The 19,436-nt window shown below is 47.6% G+C and carries 13 protein-coding genes, 2 tRNA genes and 3 rRNA genes; 14 read left to right on the top strand and 4 right to left on the bottom strand.

What is annotated here, in order from left to right:
• Positions 1–219 precede the first annotated feature (219 nt).
• Together DQM57_RS05930 and DQM57_RS05925 are read left to right on the top strand one after the other, a co-directional pair.
• Entirely contained in the window at positions 220–849 is a 630-nt protein-coding gene (locus tag DQM57_RS05930; protein ID WP_111727256.1) for a biliverdin-producing heme oxygenase, read from the top strand.
• A gap of 192 nt (positions 850–1,041) precedes the next feature.
• Complete coding sequence (locus tag DQM57_RS05925; RefSeq protein ID WP_145960428.1) at positions 1,042–2,901, top strand: transferrin-binding protein-like solute binding protein; 1,860 nt, start codon at positions 1,042–1,044, stop codon at positions 2,899–2,901.
• Positions 2,902–3,129: 228 nt separating this feature from the next.
• Here DQM57_RS05925 and DQM57_RS05920 read toward each other — a convergent pair whose 3' ends face one another.
• The gene (locus DQM57_RS05920) at positions 3,130–3,642 is read right to left on the bottom strand and encodes an excinuclease (protein WP_167395549.1); all 513 of its coding nucleotides are present in this window, start codon (positions 3,640–3,642) and stop codon (positions 3,130–3,132) included.
• Positions 3,643–3,738: 96 nt separating this feature from the next.
• Positions 3,739–5,094, bottom strand: coding sequence for a prephenate-dependent tRNA uridine(34) hydroxylase TrhP (gene trhP, locus DQM57_RS05915; RefSeq protein WP_111727667.1), 1,356 nt, complete (start codon positions 5,092–5,094; stop codon positions 3,739–3,741).
• 188 nt (positions 5,095–5,282) lie between these two features.
• On the opposite strand from trhP, the gene DQM57_RS05905 reads away from it, so the two are divergent.
• Positions 5,283–6,071: a Cof-type HAD-IIB family hydrolase gene (locus DQM57_RS05905; protein WP_111727255.1), complete on the top strand. Its 789-nt coding sequence runs from the start codon at positions 5,283–5,285 to the stop codon at positions 6,069–6,071.
• Positions 6,072–6,117: 46 nt separating this feature from the next.
• Here the strand turns inward: DQM57_RS05905 and DQM57_RS05900 are convergent, their stop codons facing one another.
• Entirely contained in the window at positions 6,118–6,684 is a 567-nt protein-coding gene (locus tag DQM57_RS05900) for an adenine phosphoribosyltransferase (protein WP_107860284.1), read from the bottom strand.
• 161 nt (positions 6,685–6,845) lie between these two features.
• Between DQM57_RS05900 and gmk the strand changes: the two genes are divergently transcribed.
• The 3 genes from gmk to DQM57_RS05885 all read left to right on the top strand — a co-directional run bounded on the left by gmk (position 6,846) and on the right by DQM57_RS05885 (position 9,979).
• On the top strand, positions 6,846–7,463 hold the full coding sequence (gmk, locus tag DQM57_RS05895; protein WP_108044131.1) for a guanylate kinase: 618 nt from the start codon (positions 6,846–6,848) through the stop codon (positions 7,461–7,463).
• 57 nt (positions 7,464–7,520) lie between these two features.
• Positions 7,521–7,727: a DNA-directed RNA polymerase subunit omega gene (rpoZ, locus tag DQM57_RS05890; RefSeq protein WP_108044116.1), complete on the top strand. Its 207-nt coding sequence runs from the start codon at positions 7,521–7,523 to the stop codon at positions 7,725–7,727.
• 95 nt (positions 7,728–7,822) lie between these two features.
• Positions 7,823–9,979: a RelA/SpoT family protein gene (locus DQM57_RS05885; protein WP_108044132.1), complete on the top strand. Its 2,157-nt coding sequence runs from the start codon at positions 7,823–7,825 to the stop codon at positions 9,977–9,979.
• A 67-nt stretch (positions 9,980–10,046) separates the two neighbouring features.
• Here DQM57_RS05885 and coaBC read toward each other — a convergent pair whose 3' ends face one another.
• Positions 10,047–11,231: a bifunctional phosphopantothenoylcysteine decarboxylase/phosphopantothenate--cysteine ligase CoaBC gene (coaBC, locus tag DQM57_RS05880; RefSeq protein WP_111727254.1), complete on the bottom strand. Its 1,185-nt coding sequence runs from the start codon at positions 11,229–11,231 to the stop codon at positions 10,047–10,049.
• 506 nt (positions 11,232–11,737) lie between these two features.
• Between coaBC and DQM57_RS05870 the strand changes: the two genes are divergently transcribed.
• The 8 genes from DQM57_RS05870 to DQM57_RS05835 all read left to right on the top strand — a co-directional run bounded on the left by DQM57_RS05870 (position 11,738) and on the right by DQM57_RS05835 (position 19,435).
• Positions 11,738–13,278: ribosomal RNA gene (locus DQM57_RS05870) — 16S ribosomal RNA — on the top strand.
• A gap of 100 nt (positions 13,279–13,378) precedes the next feature.
• Positions 13,379–13,455, top strand: a tRNA-Ile gene (locus DQM57_RS05865).
• A gap of 5 nt (positions 13,456–13,460) precedes the next feature.
• Positions 13,461–13,536: transfer RNA gene (locus DQM57_RS05860), tRNA-Ala, on the top strand.
• Between the two features lie 345 nt (positions 13,537–13,881).
• Positions 13,882–16,773, top strand: a 23S ribosomal RNA gene (locus DQM57_RS05855).
• A gap of 96 nt (positions 16,774–16,869) precedes the next feature.
• Positions 16,870–16,983, top strand: a 5S ribosomal RNA gene (rrf, locus tag DQM57_RS05850).
• The 16S, 23S and 5S rRNA genes sit together here with 2 tRNA genes alongside, the layout of an rRNA operon.
• A gap of 261 nt (positions 16,984–17,244) precedes the next feature.
• Positions 17,245–18,144: a 50S ribosomal protein L3 N(5)-glutamine methyltransferase gene (prmB, locus tag DQM57_RS05845; RefSeq protein WP_167395548.1), complete on the top strand. Its 900-nt coding sequence runs from the start codon at positions 17,245–17,247 to the stop codon at positions 18,142–18,144.
• A 152-nt stretch (positions 18,145–18,296) separates the two neighbouring features.
• Positions 18,297–19,034 (top strand): toxin-antitoxin system YwqK family antitoxin, encoded by a 738-nt coding sequence (locus DQM57_RS05840; RefSeq protein WP_108043753.1) that lies wholly within the window; start codon positions 18,297–18,299, stop codon positions 19,032–19,034.
• Positions 19,035–19,162: 128 nt separating this feature from the next.
• Positions 19,163–19,435: an ACT domain-containing protein gene (locus DQM57_RS05835; protein ID WP_108043754.1), complete on the top strand. Its 273-nt coding sequence runs from the start codon at positions 19,163–19,165 to the stop codon at positions 19,433–19,435.
• Position 19,436: the final 1 nt, after the last annotated feature.

The following is a 19,436-nucleotide window of genomic DNA, read 5'->3' as shown; positions in this document are numbered from 1 at the left end:
TTTGTGCGGCTACCTGCCTGATTATCGAATCCCTTTATAAAACGGCATCTCTGTAAATGATAGTAAAACATCTGCTTGAACGTATAACACAAATGATATATATTTCATAAATTATATGATAATAAATTTCATTTATTATTTTTGTATGTCGAGTGTATAGGCAAATATGGGTTTTATCCGTATCGCCATCATCCGCATTTAATTGATAAAGGAAAAAACATGAGTGAAGCAGAAAACCAAGAGTTGACATTTGCCAAACGCTTGAAAGCAGAGACCACGGGTGTTCACGACAGCGTAGACAATCTCGTCATGTCTGTTCAGCCGTTTTCAAGTAAAGAAAACTACATCAAATTTTTGAAACTCCAATCAGTTTTCCATAAGGCTGTCGATCATATTTATAAAGATGCCGAATTGAACAAAGCCATTCCCGAACTGGAATACATGGCGCGATACGATGCCGTAACGCAAGACCTTGCAGATTTGGGCGACAAACCTTACGAATACGGCAAACCGTTGCCGCATGAAACCGGCAACAAAGCAATCGGCTGGCTTTACTGCGCGGAAGGTTCGAATCTCGGCGCGGCGTTTCTCTTTAAGCATGCGCAAAAACTCGATTACAACGGCGAACACGGCGCTAGACACCTTGCCCCCCATCCTGCCGGGCGTGGCAAACACTGGCGTGCCTTTGTCGAGCATCTGAATGCCTTGAACTTAACTCCGGAAGCCGAAGCAGAAGCCATCCAAGGTGCACGCGAAGCATTTGCCTTCTATAAAGTGATTTTGCGCGAAACCTTCGGTTTGGCCGCTGATGCCGAAGCACCGGAAGGAATGATGCCGCACAGGCATTGAGTAATGCAAAAATCAGGTATCGATGTTTTCATGGAATTGCACTTTATATAATACGCAGCTGTTTGCCGGAACGTATTTGCAACCGACTATGAAAACTTGAAATTTCTTTCAATAAATTTATGAATAAGCATCATACCTTTTCGTAAAAGAGAATGAACTTATTTTTATTATTCATGTAATTAGGAGTATGTCATGTCGAATTCATCATTTAAATTAAGCGCACTTGCCATTGCCTGCGGTCTAGCTCTTTCAGCTTGTAGTTCGGGAGGCGGAGATGCGCCAAGTGTTAAGCCTACCCCGACTGTTCCGGGTGCATCAAACCCGGTGCCTGGTCAAGGTGGAAAGGTTGAAACTCCTTCATCCGGTCAAAACGGTAGTTCGGTGCCGACCCCTCCAGGGGCTGGCGGTAGCGCAGGAAGCGAATCGACGACGCCTCCTAGTCACAACCATCATGAAGGCGGTAGCGCAGGAAGCGAATCGACGACGCCTCCTAGTCACAACCATCATGAAGGCGGTAGCGCAGGAAGCGAATCGACGACGCCTCCTAGTCACAACCATCATGAAGGCGGTAGCGCAGGAAGCGAATCGACGACGCCTCCTAGTCACAACCATCATGAAGGCGGTAGTGCAGGAAGCGAATCGACGACACCTCCCAATCACAACCATCATGAAGGAAGTCCGACAGGTGGCGATACAACCCAACCACCTTCAGCCGATAAAGCTTATGATGCAGCAAAAGCAAAATTTGAAGAATCATGGGGTAAAGGTGCAAAAGGCAATGATTATTCCGCCCAGCAAATCGACTCTAAAGATGAATTCTTAGCAGGTCAGAAAACGGAATTGGAAGGGTCTACCAGTGCATATAAAGCAGCAGCAAAAAAAGCGGTGGAAGGGAAATATGCCACAGAAGCAGACCGTAAGGCTGCAGTAAAAGCGGCAGAAGAAGCAAAAGAGAAAGCGGGGCAGTACCTCAGTAATATAGAGAGAACCCGTAAAGATGCCGAGCAGTGGAAAACGTCAGCCGAAAAAGCATTGGCTGAAGCGGAAGAAATGTTGAAAGCCAAGCCGGATGACGCTACTGCGAAGGAATACAAAGAAAAAGCTGAAGCATTGAAAATCCGTGCCGACCAGTTCTTAAAAAAATATCAGACTGCAGATGCGCAGGCATTGAAAACCGAAGCTGAGCGTTTGGCAACTGAAGCCAATGCTACCACAGTAAAAACTGCTGATACATCGACGAAACCCGCTCCTGAGGCAGGTGACCAAGACTCGGGCGATCAAGATTCGGATGATCAAGATTCGGATGATCAAGATTCGGATGATCAAGATTCGGATGACCAAGACTCAGGCAGCCAAGGAGGTGCGTCAACCCATCCTGCCAATCCCAAACCTTCAGCACCAGCTGCATCACCATTGAAAACCGGTGAGTTGGGTGAAAAATATTTTTACGGGGAAGGTGAAATCACGAAGCTGGTCATCAATGGCGAAACCATTGATTTGACAGTGGCTAATGAACGGCTGTCAAGTAGGACGCAGCTTTGGACAGACTTCGGTAAGATTATTACTTCAAAAGGTTTTGAAAATCTGATTTATGGTGCGGCTAAATTGGCAGATGGTTCATACGCACTCTTTGTGCAAGGAAAGTTGAGCGACAGTCTGCCCGGCGGTACGGCTACTTATAAAGGCGATGTATTGCATTTCCGTTCGCGCAACTTGACCGAAGGTGAGAATTGGTTTAGTGATGGTAATACATTCCGTTCAGCCGGTTCGTTTACTGCTGAGGTCAATTTTGCCGGTAAATCCCTGAGCGGTAAGATTAATAGTGGTGACGGATCGTATATGGGTACCCAGGAATTCAAGGGAAGCCTTGATGGCAACCGCTTTACCGGTACTTGGAAAAACGGTGAGAAAGGTAGCATCTCCGGAGGATTCTATGGTGCCAATGCTGCAGAAATGGCAGGTAGGTACAGCTATGTTAAGGATGCACCAGAAAAGGCCGGGAAATGGACAAATAACAGCTTCGGCGTATTTGGTGGTAAGAAAGCCCAATAATCCCGTTTGAATCCTTGATTTGACGAAAGCCCCGGTGCGGATAGACCGGGGCTTTTGTTTGATATTATATGGTTAGGATGGTGGAAGGTGATAATATACCCGTATACCTTGCCGCTACAGTATTACAGTTACAGCCGGAGTAGGATTTTAAAGAGAATTACCGGTAAAGCCTGAAAAAATGCCGTCTGAAAAAATGTTTCAGACGGCATTTTTTTGATTGCCGATATGTTAACGGACGACATTGGCGCGCATGACCACGCGGACGTGGAACGAGCCTGCCTGACAGTCGTATTGTCCGCCTTGCAGCGGTTGCTTATCAAAGTAGCTGTGGAAGCCGGTAACGCCGCGTCCGCCGAGTTTGCCTGCGGTCTGCTGGAATTTGCGGGCGGCATTGATTAAGGCGCGTTCACAGGCCTCGGAGTCGGATTTACCTACTCCGTTTGCCGCCTGACGGGTAACCAGGCCCTGACCGTTTGCAACAGGTACGCCACCGCCGCTGAAGCTGACGGGAATCCCAGATTCCAATGCGCCGTCTGCAATGGCTGCATTTATTGCCGCCTGACCGTTGCTACAACGGTAAATGATGTTTTTGCCGCCTCCTGCGGTGTCTCCGCGGATAACTTTGCATGATTCTCTGGCCGGTGTGCCGGCAGATTTCATGTGTGCGTTTTTAGGTGCGCTGCCGGATTGGCAGGCTGCCAGCATAAGGGCGGCGGCGGAGAGTATGAGGATTTTTTTCATGTCGGATATCCTTGCTTGCTGTGGGAAATCATTGCAATTGTACAGTAAGATTCAACAAAATGCCGTCTGAAAACAGGTTTCAGACGGCATAATGGCTTAGGGGTTCAATACGCGTGCGATGAGGGCTTTTTCTTTACCTTGCATATCGGGGATTTTGACCTGAATGCCGTTGCCCGGGGCTACATCGACAGGCTGGCCTTTGCGGGTCATTTGTTCCAATTTGATGGTTTGGTTGCCGCTCGGGTGGATGATTTCGAGTGAATCGCCGACGGCAAAGCGGTTTTTAACTTCCACCGTTGCCCAACCTTCAGTGTCGATTTCGGTAACGTGGCCAACATATTGGCTTTGTTTGGCGATGGAGTGGCCGGTCAGGTAATTTTGGTAATCCTGAGTTTGGTGGCGTTCGAGGAAGCCGCTGGTGTAGCCGCGGTTGGCGAGGCCTTCGAGTTCGCTCAACAGGCTGTAATCAAACGGACGGCCTGCGACGGCATCATCAATCGCTTTGCGGTAGGACTGGGCGACGCGTGCGACATAATAGAGCGACTTGGTGCGGCCTTCGACTTTGAGGCTGTCCACGCCGATTTTGGCGAGTTTTTCAACGACTTCGATACCGCGCAGGTCTTTGGAATTCATGATGTAGGTGCCGTGTTCGTCTTCCATAATCGGCATCATTTCGCCCGGGCGGTTGGATTCTTCAATCAGGAAAACTTTGTCGGCGTAGGGGTGGCGTTTTTGGCCGTTGATGCCTTCAAAGTTTTGGTTGGCTTCTTCTTGGGCTTTTTCAAAGTTAAAACCTTGCAGAAGCTGGGCATCGCCCGCATCGCTTTCAGTGGCGTTGTGAACCTTGTAGTCCCAACGGCAGGAGTTGGTGCAGGTGCCTTGATTGGGGTCGCGGTGGTTGAAATAGCCCGACAATAGGCAACGGCCTGAGTAGGCGATGCACAATGCGCCGTGGATGAAGACTTCGAGTTCGATGTCAGGGCATTCTTGGCGGATTTCGGCGATTTCTTCCATGCTCAATTCGCGCGACAGGATGATGCGTTCGACGCCGATGTTCTGCCAGAATTTCACGCCCCAGTAGTTGGTGGTGTTTGCCTGAACGGATAGATGGATCGGCATTTCCGGCCATTTTTCGCGCACGGTCATGATCAAACCCGGATCCGCCATAATCAGCGCGTCGGGTCTCATGGCAATCAAGGGTTCCATATCAGAAATGAATGTTTTGAGTTTGGAGTTGTGCGGCAGCGTATTGACGGTCAGGAAGAATTTTTTGTTGCGCTCGTGCGCTTCTTTAATGCCTTGTTCGAGGACGTCGAGTTTGGCAAATTCGTTGTTGCGGGCGCGCAGGGAGTAACGCGGACTGCCGGCATAAACGGCGTCTGCGCCGTAGTCGTAGGCGGCGCGCATTCTTTCCAATCCGCCGGCGGGCAATAAGAGTTCGGGTGCTTTCATGATTTGTGTGCTTTGCAGAAATGTTTCAGACGGCATTGCTGCAAATGCCGTCTGAAAAGGGTTTGAGGATAGGCGGATTATCCGCCTTTTTGTATTTTCGGTCAATTTTGTTGCGGATTTATAGTGGGTTATCTTGTATTTGACGGTTTGGGATACAATGCGGCCGTTCTTGTTCGAAAGCAAAAATTATGAGTCCTAAAATCGTGTTTTTCGATATTGACGATACGCTGTACCGCAAATATACGGATACTTTGCGTCCTTCTGTGAAAATAGCGGTAGAGGCATTAAGGGGTAAGGGAATTTTGACGGCATTGGCAACGGGGCGGTCTTTGGCGACGATACCGGACAAAGTGAAACACATGGCATTGGCAACGGGAATGGATGCCTTGGTTACCATCAACGGGCAGTTTGCCTTGCTCAATGGCAAGGCTGTGCGCGAGATGCCGATGGATGTCGGGCAGATAGGCCGGGCTTGTTCTTTTTTAGATGGATTGGGGATGGATTATGCCTTCGTCGGAGGAAGGGGGATTGCCGTGTCTTCTTTGTCGGCGCGGGTATGCCGTGCGCTAAACCGTATTGCCGATAATTTTTTTGAAGGAAGGGATTATTTTTTACGCAATCAAGTTTATCAGATGCTGGTGTTTGCAGATTGTCAGGAGGTGACTGATTTATCGGAATTTTTCCATCAGGAAGGGCTAAAAACGGTGCGTTGGCACGAGGAAGCTATCGATCTGCTGCCGGCCGGTGCGTCGAAAACGGACGGCATCAGAAGCGTGGTTGAGGCATTGGGATGGAATATGGCGGACGTGATGGCGTTCGGCGATGGTTTGAACGATGTGGAAATGCTGTCAGAAGTCGGGTTCGGCGTGGCAATGGGTAACGGGGAACAGGCAGCGAAAGAAGCGGCGAAATATGTTTGCCCCGGCGTTGATGAAGACGGTGTGTTGAGGGGCTTGCAAGATTTGGGTGTGATTTGAACGCATAATAACAACCCTGCCGGTTTTCAGACGGCAGGGTCGGTTTTCAGCCCTTCATGCAGCCTTCGTTTTGAAGCAGGGTAAATAAGGGCGCGCCGCTTGCACGGATATTCTTGCCGCCTTGAAGGTCGGTAAATTCCAAAATGGCGGCAGCTTCGACAATTTCTCCGCCGAGTTTGCGGATCAGCTCCAGTCCGGCAAGCATTGTGCCGCCTGTCGCAACTAAATCATCGACCAGCAGGACACGGGAACCGGGTTTGACGGCATCGGTGTGAATTTCCACTGTCGCCTCCCCGTATTCGAGCGCATAACTTTGCGATACGGTTTCAAAAGGTAGCTTGCCTTTTTTCCGGATAGGTACGAAACCGACATTGAGCTGATAGGCGAGTGCCGCGCCGATAATAAATCCGCGTGCATCCAAGCCAGCAACCATATCGATTTTTTGACCCATATAGCGGTAAACCAGCAGGTCGACTAAAAGGCGGAAGTGTTCCGCACTTTGCAGGACAGGTGTGATGTCGTGGAATAAGATGCCTTCTTGCGGCCAGTTTTCAATTTTGCGGATTTTGTCGGCAAGCGCGCCGACACTCATGGCTTCGGGGTGAAACAGCATGGGAGTATTCCAAATTTAATGTTTTTAACGCCATATTGTAGCCGTCAGTCTGCTGCTTGCCAAATCAATCAAGGCAATAGCGGCAAAATATGGGTGTAGGCGAGCATGAAATCAGGTGCCTGTTGTGGTACAATCGGCTTGAAAACATACAGGTAAGAGACATGACCGCTTATAAAAAAGGCAATATCTTTATTATCTCCGCCGCCTCCGGTACGGGGAAAACCACGCTGGTTTCTCGGCTATTGGCAAATCATGCCGGTTTGCGCGTTTCCGTGTCGCATACGACTCGGTCGCCGCGGGAAGGTGAAGCAAACGGCGTGCATTATCACTTTGTCTCCAAAGAAGAGTTTGAGTCGCTTATCGCGCAGAAGGCTTTTTTGGAGTACGCCGATGTATTCGGAAACTATTACGGTACAAGCATCGAAGGTGTGAATGCATTGGCTGCGGCAGGTTATGATGTCATTCTGGAAATCGACGTTCAGGGGGCGGCTCAGGTTCGAGATGCGCTGCCCGAAGCTGTCGGTATCTTTATCCTGCCGCCGTCTTTCGATGTGCTTGCTGCACGTCTGCACGGACGCGGGACGGATAGTCAGGAAGTTATCCAAAGGAGGCTTTCGAAAGCAAGGCATGAAATCGAACAGTCTGTATTGTTCGATTATGTCGTGGTTAATGACGACTTGGAGAAAGCGGAGGCGGATTTGGTTCATATTGTGAGTTCTTGCCGTCTGAAAAAATCCGTGCAACTGGGGTTTATTGCGAATTTGTTGGAAAATTCCTAGAAAACGGCGAAAATATCCAGTTCCCATTTTAAATATTCTTGAAAGAAAGCGAATAATATGGCACGTATTACCACAGAAGACTGTACCGGAAAAATTTCAAACCATTTTGACCTGACATTGGTAGCGGCCCGTCGGGCCCGCCAGCTTGAAAATGGCAATACGCCGCTTGTGGACGATGTCCGCAATAACAAACCGACCGTTACTGCCTTGCGGGAAATTGCTGCAGGACATGTCGGCATGGAACTGCTGACGTGCAGTAAATAAAGCCTGCCGGAAACGCGCGCCGGCGAATCTTTCCGCAGGTGCGCGGTCCGACGGTTTGAAACGAAAAATAAAATATGTTCCGAAAGCCGTCTGAAATGCCTGTCCCACAACCCACCGCACCTTACGACCATTTAACTGCCGAAGCACGCACTCTGCTTTTCCGTACCGCTTCCTATCTCAAGCCTGAAGAACAGGTTGAGCTCGAGAAGGCCGTTGCCTATGCATTTCACGCTCATGACGGACAAACCCGGAAAAGTGGCGAACCATACATTACGCATCCGATTGCCGTTGCGACACAGCTTGCCGTTTGGCATATGGACGTACAGGGTCTCTGTGCGGGTGTAATGCACGATGTGCTGGAAGATACAGGCGTTACGAAAGAGGAGATGGCCGCAAGATTCGGCAATACGATTGCCGAGATGGTGGACGGTCTGTCCAAGCTTGAAAAACTCAAATTTGAAGATCATGCAGAGCATCAGGCGGAGAGTTTCCGCAAACTGATTTTGGCAATGACCAAAGATGTACGCGTGATTGTCGTCAAACTTGCCGACCGTCTGCATAATATGCGGACACTCGGTTCGATGCGTCCGGACAAGCGTCGCCGTATTGCAAAAGAAACCCTTGAAATCTATGCGCAAATTGCCAACCGTATAGGTTTGAATAATGCATATCAAGAGCTTCAGGATTTATCTTTCCAGAATCTCCATCCCAATCGTTATGAAACCATGAAAAAGGCGATGGATAAGAGTCGGAAAAACAGGCAGGATATTGTTGGAAAGATTTTGCGTGCGTTCAGCCAGCGTTTGGTAGGGGCGAACATAGAAGCCAAAATCAAGGGTCGGGAAAAGAACCTGTACGGCATCTATCGGAAAATGTTAGAAAAAAAACTGCATTTCTCCGAAGTTATGGATATTTACGGTTTCCGTGTCATCGTTAACAGTATTCCTGCATGTTATGCTGCGCTCGGAGCATTGCACAACCTCTATCAGCCCAAGCCCGGACGGTTTAAAGACTACATCGCCATTCCGAAAAGCAACGGTTATCAAAGCTTGCATACTACTTTGGTCGGGCCTTACGGTTTGCCGGTTGAAGTGCAGATACGTACCAGGGAAATGGATGCTGTTGCCGAAGGTGGAATCGCCGGACATTGGAGCTATAAATCAGATTCTAAGACGGTCGATCAGGCGGTGCTTCACACAAACCGGTGGCTGAAAAATATCTTAGATTTGCAGGCAAGCAGTGCCAATGCTATTGAGTTTCTTGAACATGTCAAGGTAGATTTGTTTCCAAACGAAATCTATATCCTTACGCCAAAAGGAAAAATCCTAACATTGCCCAAGGGTGCAACACCTATCGATTTTGCTTATGCGGTGCATACCGATATTGGGCACAAAACCGTTGCCGCACGTATCAACAATATCATGATGCCGTTGCGTACGAAGCTCAAAACCGGTGATTCCGTCGAAATTATTACATCCGAACATGCCAAACCAAATCCTGCATGGTTGAATTTCGCCGTGTCCGGCAGGGCGCGCAGTGCCATACGCCAATATATTAAAAACCTTAACAGGCATGATGCGATTGTTTTGGGTGAAGGCTTGTTGCAGAAAGCCCTGTCCAGTTTGTTACCCAAAGATATCTTGCTTTCAGACGGCATTAAAGAAAGATATTTGGAAGACCTTAACGATAAACAGACATCGTTTGAAGAAGTATTGTATAACGTCGGGATGGGCCATACCCTGCCCGTTTATGTTGCCATGCATATTGCTGAATTGGCAGGAAAGCATTTCGGTAGCGAGGTCAGGCTCAGTTCCATTAAAGTCGATGGGCAGGAAAGCGGACATATTCATTTTGCAGAGTGTTGCCATCCGGTTCCCGGTGATTCCATCCGTTTGTTGTTGGTTAAGGGAAAAGGCATGATTATCCATAGGGATACATGCCCAACGTTGTTAAAGTCCGATCCCGAACAGCAGCTGGATGCAGACTGGGAAAATATGAACGGACAGAACTATCGTATCGGGCTGCATGTTCAATCGGAAGACAGTCACGGATTGCTGGCATTAATGGCGCAAGCTATTTCCGATTCCGGTGCGGACATCGAGTCGGTCGAAACACCGTCTAAATCCCAGTCGGGAACGGAAGGTTTTGTCGAATTCAAATTCTTATTGAAAGTTAAAAATCTGAATCAATTGAATCAGATTATTCAAAATCTGCACAGTATCCCATATATCCGCAAAGTTATTAGAAGTTGAAGCAGGTAAAACGGGTTGTCTTTTTCAGTAATAGACAACCCGTTTTGTGGTTTATCTGTCCAGCTACTTATTTGTCTAAATATACGGCAAGCCTTTCAACAATCCACATTGCCGCTTCATCTTTACTTGTTTCGGGAAAAGACAGTTCCCCGTCGTCCCCGATAATGGTAATCCGGTTGGTCGATTTGCCCATCGCGATTGAAACATCATTGGCAACTATCATCGGTATTTTTTTCTTAATACGTTTTTCTCGCGCATATGCCAATACATTCTCCGTTTCAGCGGCAAAACCGATACAGAAAGGAGGGTTCGGTAATGAGGCAATGGACGCCAAAATATCAGGGTTTTCATCCAATTCGATAGATAACGGATTGGCATTTTTATCTTTTTTGAATTTTTGAGTACTCCTGTTTTTAACCCTATAGTCTGAGACGGCGGCAACAGAAATAAAAGCATCTTGTTTTTCAATCAAACGATGCACTGCGCGATGCATATCTTCAGCGCTGACGGTTTGAACCGTATTGGATATACCGAAAGGCAGTTCGGTTTGAAGTTGCCCGTAAATCAGGCTGACTTCCGCACCGGCGGCACGGCACGCCCGCGCTAAAGCCACGCCCATTTTCCCGCTGGAAATATTTGTGATGCCCCTGACAGGGTCAATGGATTCAAATGTCGCGCCTGCGGTAATCAAGATTTTCTTGTCCTTTAAAATTTTCGGTGTCCATAAATCTGGAAGCAGGTCCAGCAATTCTGCGGGCTCCGGCATCCTTCCCATACCATTTTCTCCGCAAGCCTGTTCGCCCGAGCCTGGCATATAGACAGTAATGCCGTCTGAAACTAGTTGTGCGATATTCCGTCGGTTGGCAGGGTTGAGCCACATTTCCACATTCATGGCGGGAGCGATGGCAAGAGGACATTTCCGTGCGGCTGCCAGATTGGTCAGTAGGTTATCTGCCAAGCCGTTACAGATTTTTGCCACGGTATTCATACTTGCCGGCGCAATCAGAAAAACATCCGCATTCCGGGTTAAGTTGATATGTTCCATACCGTTTGAACCGTTGTCACCGTGCGTGTCGGTTAGCACAGGATTTCCGCTTAAAGCCTGAAAAGTTAAAGGAGAGACAAACTCGGTTGCTGAGCGGCTCATGACCACCGTAATGGAGTGCCCCTGTTTTTTCAGTAAGCGTACCAGTTCGCAAGCTTTATAAGCTGCAATACTGCCCGTTATGCCTAAAAGAATATGTTTACCCATTGAATGATTTTGGTTGTAAAAGAAGAAACATTACCAATTTTATAACAAAATACAGATTACTTGTCTGATACCTCTTTCTCAGTTATTTTAAAGCTATATGACAGAAAAAAAGGGGAGTGGATAAGAGGAGTGTAGGTAAATTTCGAGTCGGATGTGGTTTGTGGCGAAATAAAAAACCTTATCAGACAGCGAGATGGAGAAAATAATTAAAAAAAGGCAAGGTGAGGTATTGACCGTATACGTCTTCAAGCGTATAGTTCGGTTCTTCGCTGCTGACGAAGCGGCGGTAATGAAACGGAGAAGTATAGCACGGTTTGGTTTAAGCCGTATTGGATATTCCGATACTGTTGCGTACTTAATAGTTCAAACGCTCTTTAACAAAACAGATTACCGATAAGTGTGAGTGCCTTGAGCCTCACACTGTTTGAAAGACAGACAAGATGATGTTTTGAACATTGTCCTGTCGGTTTCTTTGAAGCAGACCAGAAGTTAAAAAGTTAGAGATTGAACATAAGAGTTTGATCCTGGCTCAGATTGAACGCTGGCGGCATGCTTTACACATGCAAGTCGGACGGCAGCACAGAGAAGCTTGCTTCTTGGGTGGCGAGTGGCGAACGGGTGAGTAACATATCGGAACGTACCGAGTAGTGGGGGATAACTGATCGAAAGATCAGCTAATACCGCATACGTCTTGAGAGGGAAAGCAGGGGACCTTCGGGCCTTGCGCTATTCGAGCGGCCGATATCTGATTAGCTAGTTGGTGGGGTAAAGGCCTACCAAGGCGACGATCAGTAGCGGGTCTGAGAGGATGATCCGCCACACTGGGACTGAGACACGGCCCAGACTCCTACGGGAGGCAGCAGTGGGGAATTTTGGACAATGGGCGCAAGCCTGATCCAGCCATGCCGCGTGTCTGAAGAAGGCCTTCGGGTTGTAAAGGACTTTTGTCAGGGAAGAAAAGGCTGTTGCTAATATCAGCGGCTGATGACGGTACCTGAAGAATAAGCACCGGCTAACTACGTGCCAGCAGCCGCGGTAATACGTAGGGTGCGAGCGTTAATCGGAATTACTGGGCGTAAAGCGAGCGCAGACGGTTACTTAAGCAGGATGTGAAATCCCCGGGCTCAACCTGGGAACTGCGTTCTGAACTGGGTGACTAGAGTGTGTCAGAGGGAGGTAGAATTCCACGTGTAGCAGTGAAATGCGTAGAGATGTGGAGGAATACCGATGGCGAAGGCAGCCTCCTGGGATAACACTGACGTTCATGCTCGAAAGCGTGGGTAGCAAACAGGATTAGATACCCTGGTAGTCCACGCCCTAAACGATGTCAATTAGCTGTTGGGCAACTTGATTGTTCAGTAGCGTAGCTAACGCGTGAAATTGACCGCCTGGGGAGTACGGTCGCAAGATTAAAACTCAAAGGAATTGACGGGGACCCGCACAAGCGGTGGATGATGTGGATTAATTCGATGCAACGCGAAGAACCTTACCTGGTCTTGACATGTACGGAATCCTCCAGAGACGGAGGAGTGCCTTCGGGAACCGTAACACAGGTGCTGCATGGCTGTCGTCAGCTCGTGTCGTGAGATGTTGGGTTAAGTCCCGCAACGAGCGCAACCCTTGTCATTAGTTGCCATCATTCAGTTGGGCACTCTAATGAGACTGCCGGTGACAAGCCGGAGGAAGGTGGGGATGACGTCAAGTCCTCATGGCCCTTATGACCAGGGCTTCACACGTCATACAATGGTCGGTACAGAGGGTAGCCAAGCCGCGAGGTGGAGCCAATCTCACAAAACCGATCGTAGTCCGGATTGCACTCTGCAACTCGAGTGCATGAAGTCGGAATCGCTAGTAATCGCAGGTCAGCATACTGCGGTGAATACGTTCCCGGGTCTTGTACACACCGCCCGTCACACCATGGGAGTGGGGGATACCAGAAGTAGGTAGGATAACCGCAAGGGGTCCGCTTACCACGGTATGCTTCATGACTGGGGTGAAGTCGTAACAAGGTAGCCGTAGGGGAACCTGCGGCTGGATCACCTCCTTTCTAGAGAAAGAAGAGGCTTTAGGCATTCACACTTATCGGTAAACTGAAAAGATGCGGAAGAAGCTTGAGTGAAGGCAAGGTTCGCTTAAGAAGAGAATCCGGGTTTGTAGCTCAGCTGGTTAGAGCACACGCTTGATAAGCGTGGGGTCGGAGGTTCAAGTCCTCCCAGACCCACCAATAACGGGGGCATAGCTCAGTTGGTAGAGCACCTGCTTTGCAAGCAGGGGGTCATCGGTTCGATCCCGTTTGCCTCCACCAAAACTTTACAAATGAAAGCAAGTTTGCTATTTTTAGCAGCTTATTTTGATTTGCGAAGTAGAATAACGACGCATCGATCTTTAACAAATTGGAAAGCCGAAATCAACAAACAAAGACAATGAGTTTGTTTTGATTTTTACCTTTTGCAAAGGGTAAAAATCTCTCGCGAGAGAAAAGAAAACAAACACAGTATTTGGGTGATGATTGTATCGACTTAATCCTGAAACACAAAAGGCAGGATTAAGACACAACAAAGCAGTAAGCTTTATCAAAGTAGAAATTTCAAGTTTGCTTCCCTAGTCAACGGGTAGGTAAACGAAGTCAAAGAAGTTCTTGAAATGATAGAGTCAAGTGAATAAGTGCATCAGGTGGATGCCTTGGCGATGATAGGCGACGAAGGACGTGTAAGCCTGCGAAAAGCGCGGGGGAGCTGGCAATAAAGCTATGATCCCGCGATGTCCGAATGGGGAAACCCACTGCATTCTGTGCAGTATCCTAAGTTGAATACATAGACTTAGAGAAGCGAACCCGGAGAACTGAACCATCTAAGTACCCGGAGGAAAAGAAATCAACCGAGATTCCGCAAGTAGTGGCGAGCGAACGCGGAGGAGCCTGTACGTGATAACTGTTGAGATAGAAGAACAAGCTGGGAAGCTTGACCATAGTGGGTGATAGTCCCGTATTCAAAATCACAACGGTGGTACTAAGCGTACGAAAAGTAGGGCGGGACACGTGAAATCCTGTCTGAATATGGGGGGACCATCCTCCAAGGCTAAATACTCATCATCGACCGATAGTGAACCAGTACCGTGAGGGAAAGGCGAAAAGAACCCCGGGAGGGGAGTGAAATAGAACCTGAAACCTGATGCATACAAACAGTGGGAGCACCCTAGTGGTGTGACTGCGTACCTTTTGTATAATGGGTCAACGACTTACATTCAGTAGCGAGCTTAACCGAATAGGGGAGGCGTAGGGAAACCGAGTCTTAATAGGGCGAATAGTTGCTGGGTGTAGACCCGAAACCGAGTGATCTATCCATGGCCAGGTTGAAGGTGCCGTAACAGGTACTGGAGGACCGAACCCACGCATGTTGCAAAATGCGGGGATGAGCTGTGGATAGGGGTGAAAGGCTAAACAAACTCGGAGATAGCTGGTTCTCCCCGAAAACTATTTAGGTAGTGCCTCGAGCAAGACACTGATGGGGGTAAAGCACTGTTATGGCTAGGGGGTTATTGCAACTTACCAACCCATGGCAAACTCAGAATACCATCAAGTGGTTCCTCGGGAGACAGACAGCGGGTGCTAACGTCCGTTGTCAAGAGGGAAACAACCCAGACCGCCAGCTAAGGTCCCAAATGATAGATTAAGTGGTAAACGAAGTGGGAAGGCATAGACAGCCAGGATGTTGGCTTAGAAGCAGCCATCATTTAAAGAAAGCGTAATAGCTCACTGGTCGAGTCGTCCTGCGCGGAAGATGTAACGGGGCTCAAATCTATAACCGAAGCTGCGGATGCCGGTTTACCGGCATGGTAGGGGAGCGTTCTGTAGGCCGATGAAGGTGCATTGTAAAGTGTGCTGGAGGTATCAGAAGTGCGAATGTTGACATGAGTAGCGATAAAGCGGGTGAAAAGCCCGCTCGCCGAAAGCCCAAGGTTTCCTACGCAACGTTCATCGGCGTAGGGTGAGTCGGCCCCTAAGGCGAGGCAGAAATGCGTAGTCGATGGGAAACAGGTTAATATTCCTGTACTTGATTCAAATGCGATGTGGGGACGGAGAAGGTTAGGTTAGCAAGCTGTTGGAATAGCTTGTTTAAGCCGGTAGGTGGAAGACTTAGGCAAATCCGGGTCTTCTTAACACCGAGAAGTGACGACGAGTGTCTACGGACACGAAGTAACCGATACCACGCTTCCAGGAAAAGCCACTAAGCTTCAGTTTGAATCGAACCGTACCGCAAACCGACACAGGTGGGCAGGATGAGAATTCTAAGGCGCTTGAGAGAACTCAGGAGAAGGAACTCGGCAAATTGATACCGTAACTTCGGGAGAAGGTATGCCCTCTAAGGTTAAGGACTTGCTCCGTAAGCCTAGGAGGGTCGCAGAGAATAGGTGGCTGCGACTGTTTATTAAAAACACAGCACTCTGCTAACACGAAAGTGGACGTATAGGGTGTGACGCCTGCCCGGTGCTGGAAGGTTAATTGAAGATGTGAGAGCATCGGATCGAAGCCCCAGTAAACGGCGGCCGTAACTATAACGGTCCTAAGGTAGCGAAATTCCTTGTCGGGTAAGTTCCGACCCGCACGAATGGCGTAACGATGGCCACACTGTCTCCTCCTGAGACTCAGCGAAGTTGAAGTGGTTGTGAAGATGCAATCTACCCGCTGCTAGACGGAAAGACCCCGTGAACCTTTACTGTAGCTTTGCATTGGACTTTGAAGTCACTTGTGTAGGATAGGTGGGAGGCTTAGAAGCAGAGACGCCAGTCTCTGTGGAGCCGTCCTTGAAATACCACCCTGGTGTCTTTGAGGTTCTAACCCAGACCCGTAATCCGGGTCGGGGACCGTGCATGGTAGGCAGTTTGACTGGGGCGGTCTCCTCCCAAAGAGTAACGGAGGAGTTCGAAGGTTACCTAGGTCCGGTCGGAAATCGGACTGATAGTGCAATGGCAAAAGGTAGCTTAACTGCGAGACCGACAAGTCGAGCAGGTGCGAAAGCAGGACATAGTGATCCGGTGGTTCTGTATGGAAGGGCCATCGCTCAACGGATAAAAGGTACTCCGGGGATAACAGGCTGATTCCGCCCAAGAGTTCATATCGACGGCGGAGTTTGGCACCTCGATGTCGGCTCATCACATCCTGGGGCTGTAGTCGGTCCCAAGGGTATGGCTGTTCGCCATTTAAAGTGGTACGTGAGCTGGGTTTAAAACGTCGTGAGACAGTTTGGTCCCTATCTGCAGTGGGCGTTGGAAGTTTGACGGGGGCTGCTCCTAGTACGAGAGGACCGGAGTGGACGAACCTCTGGTGTACCGGTTGTAACGCCAGTTGCATAGCCGGGTAGCTAAGTTCGGAAGAGATAAGCGCTGAAAGCATCTAAGCGCGAAACTCGCCTGAAGATGAGACTTCCCTTGTGGTTTAACCACACTAAAGAGTCGTTCGAGACCAGGACGTTGATAGGTGGGGTGTGGAAGCGCGGTAACGCGTGAAGCTAACCCATACTAATTGCTCGTGAGGCTTGACTCTATCATTTGAAGAACTTCAAAGATAAAAGCTTACTGACTGATTTCAGTCATCACCGAATATATTGATTAAGGCTTTACCGATTTGTAACAGTTTAAGTTTGGCGGCCATAGCGAGTTGGTCCCACGCCTTCCCATCCCGAACAGGACCGTGAAACGACTCAGCGCCGATGATAGTGTGGTTCTTCCATGCGAAAGTAGGTCACTGCCAAACACCCATTCAGAAAACCCCCGGATATCCGGGGGTTTTTGCTTTGCCAGGAAAAAATGTTGAGAATATTCAGAAAGAATGAGAATAATAAATAAAAGGTTAGTGTGGGTTATTCTTTCCTAGAGGAAAGGATGTTTTATTTTGATGTTTTCAGCAGCTTCTTGTATTTGAATGTACGGATTAAATGCTATTTGGTGATTTAAAATGGCATAGTTGTTGTTTCTGCTATAATTCTAGATGTTTATATGTGAAATGGTTCATGTTATGTTTATTCAAGCGGTACAGGAATTAATGACTATCCGTGATATTTTGCGTTTTGCAGTCAGTCGTTTTAATGAAGAGGGACTTTCTTTTGGTCATGGTAGTGATAATGCTCATGATGAAGCAGCTTATTTAATTTTGCATACGTTAAATTTGCCTTTGGATGTTCTTGATCCCTATCTTGATGCAAAATTACTTAAAGCTGAAAAAGAGAAAGTGTTGGCGGTTATTGAGCGACGCGCCGTTGAACATATTCCTGCTGCTTATTTGACGCAGCAGGCATGGCAGGGAGAGTTTGATTTTTATGTGGATGAGCGCGTAATCATACCTCGTTCTTTTATTTATGAATTGTTGGGTGACGGACTTCGTCCTTGGATAGAATACGATGAGTTGGTGCATAATGCGTTGGATCTTTGTACCGGAAGCGGATGTCTCGCAATTCAGATGGCGCATCACTATCCCGATGCGCACATTGATGCGGTTGATGTGAGCTTGGATGCTTTGGAAGTAGCAGGGATTAATGTCGAAGATTATGGTTTGGAAGAACGCATCCAGCTTATTCATACGGATTTGTTTGAAGGATTGGAAGGTACTTATGATTTGATTGTTTCCAATCCTCCTTATGTTGATGCGGAATCGGTTGAGTTATTACCTGAAGAGTATTTACATGAACCGGAATTGGCATTGGGTAGTGGTGAGGACGGATTGGATGCAACCAGACAAATTCTTCTGAATGCTGCAAAGTTTCTGAATCCTAAAGGTGTATTGTTGGTAGAAATCGGGCATAACAGGGATGTATTAGAAGCAGCGTATCCGGAATTGCCTTTTACTTGGTTGGAAACCAGTGGAGGAGATGGTTTTGTTTTCCTGTTGACGCGTGAACAGTTATTGGGTGAAGAGTGAGTTGAAGGGAAAATGCCGTCTGAAGACGATTTGTTTTCAGACGGCATTTTTTACTATGTGTTGTCTTGGGTTTGACGGTTGGCTGATAAATCCTTTACCATATTGTTTACAAGTTAATTGCTTTACTTTTTGATTTTTATATTGCTATTGTAATGAAAACGTTATATCGGATTGTATTTTCAATTGTACTTTTGAGTTTTTCGGCTACGTTGTCGGCGCAGACTTATTCAGTTTATTTTAATCAGCATGGGAAACTGACGGCAACGATGTCATCTGCGGCTTATATTAGGCAATATAGTGTGGTATCTGGTATTGCTCATGCTCAGGATTTTTATTATCCGTCGATGAAGAAATATTCCGAACCTTATATTGTTGCTTCAACGCAAATCAAATCTTTTGTACCTAACCTGCAAAATGGCATGTTGATTTTGTGGCATTTTAATGGTCAAAGAAAGATGACGGGAAGTTTCAGTAAGGGTAAACCGGATGGTGAATGGGTCAACTGGTATCCGAACGGTAAAAAATCTGCAGTTATGCCTTATAAAAATGGCTTGAGTGAGGGTACGGGATACCGCTATTACCGTAATGGCAGCAAGGAAAGCGAAATCCAGTTTAAACAAAATAAGGCAAACGGCATATGGAAACAATGGTATGCTGATGGCAATATCAAGACGGAAATGGTCATGGTCAATGATGAGCCAGCCAAGATTCTGACATGGGATGAAAGCGGCCGATTACTCTCGGAACTGTCTATCCATCATCATAAACGTAATGGAGTAGTCTTAGAGTGGTATGAAGATGGTTCTAAAAAGAGTGAAGCTGTTTATCAGGATGATAAGTTGGTTAGGAAAACCCAGTGGGATAAGGATGGTTATTTAATCGAACCCTAAAGTTGATGCCGTCTGAAATATATTCAGACGGCATTCTTATATGTGCAGATTGATGGCATTGTTTCTTGAAAATTTAGCCGTGGTATATAATTTTGGCTTTTAATGAATATCTGCAAGGAGAAAGTTTCGTGAATAATTCAGTCATCACCGTCATCGGCAAAGACCGTGTGGGCATTGTGTACGATGTTTCCAAAATTTTAGCGGAAAACCAAATCAATATTCTCAACATCAGCCAACAACTGATGGATGATTTTTTTACCATGATTATTTTGGTGGACACTTCAAAATGCACCAAATCGCATCAAGAGATCTTGGATTTGTTTGCGGAAGAGAGCAAAAAACTCGCGCTTGATATCCGTATGCAAAACGAAGAAATTTTCCAAGCCATGCACCGCATTTGAG

The sequence above is a fragment of the Neisseria cinerea genome (assembly GCF_900475315.1).
Classification (GTDB): domain Bacteria; phylum Pseudomonadota; class Gammaproteobacteria; order Burkholderiales; family Neisseriaceae; genus Neisseria; species Neisseria cinerea.
Note: the sequence above shows the minus strand (reverse complement) of the source record. Positions and strands in the feature narration are given on the sequence as shown.

Coding starts and splice junctions, on each gene's coding strand:
- DQM57_RS05930 (WP_111727256.1), top strand. CDS start 220: ATGAGTGAAGCAGAAAACCAAGAGTTGACATTTGCCAAACGCTTGAAA.
- DQM57_RS05925 (WP_145960428.1), top strand. CDS start 1,042: ATGTCGAATTCATCATTTAAATTAAGCGCACTTGCCATTGCCTGCGGT.
- DQM57_RS05920 (WP_167395549.1), bottom strand. CDS start 3,642: ATGAAAAAAATCCTCATACTCTCCGCCGCCGCCCTTATGCTGGCAGCC.
- trhP (WP_111727667.1), bottom strand. CDS start 5,094: ATGAAAGCACCCGAACTCTTATTGCCCGCCGGCGGATTGGAAAGAATG.
- DQM57_RS05905 (WP_111727255.1), top strand. CDS start 5,283: ATGAGTCCTAAAATCGTGTTTTTCGATATTGACGATACGCTGTACCGC.
- DQM57_RS05900 (WP_107860284.1), bottom strand. CDS start 6,684: ATGCTGTTTCACCCCGAAGCCATGAGTGTCGGCGCGCTTGCCGACAAA.
- gmk (WP_108044131.1), top strand. CDS start 6,846: ATGACCGCTTATAAAAAAGGCAATATCTTTATTATCTCCGCCGCCTCC.
- rpoZ (WP_108044116.1), top strand. CDS start 7,521: ATGGCACGTATTACCACAGAAGACTGTACCGGAAAAATTTCAAACCAT.
- DQM57_RS05885 (WP_108044132.1), top strand. CDS start 7,823: ATGCCTGTCCCACAACCCACCGCACCTTACGACCATTTAACTGCCGAA.
- coaBC (WP_111727254.1), bottom strand. CDS start 11,231: ATGGGTAAACATATTCTTTTAGGCATAACGGGCAGTATTGCAGCTTAT.
- prmB (WP_167395548.1), top strand. CDS start 17,245: ATGTTTATTCAAGCGGTACAGGAATTAATGACTATCCGTGATATTTTG.
- DQM57_RS05840 (WP_108043753.1), top strand. CDS start 18,297: ATGAAAACGTTATATCGGATTGTATTTTCAATTGTACTTTTGAGTTTT.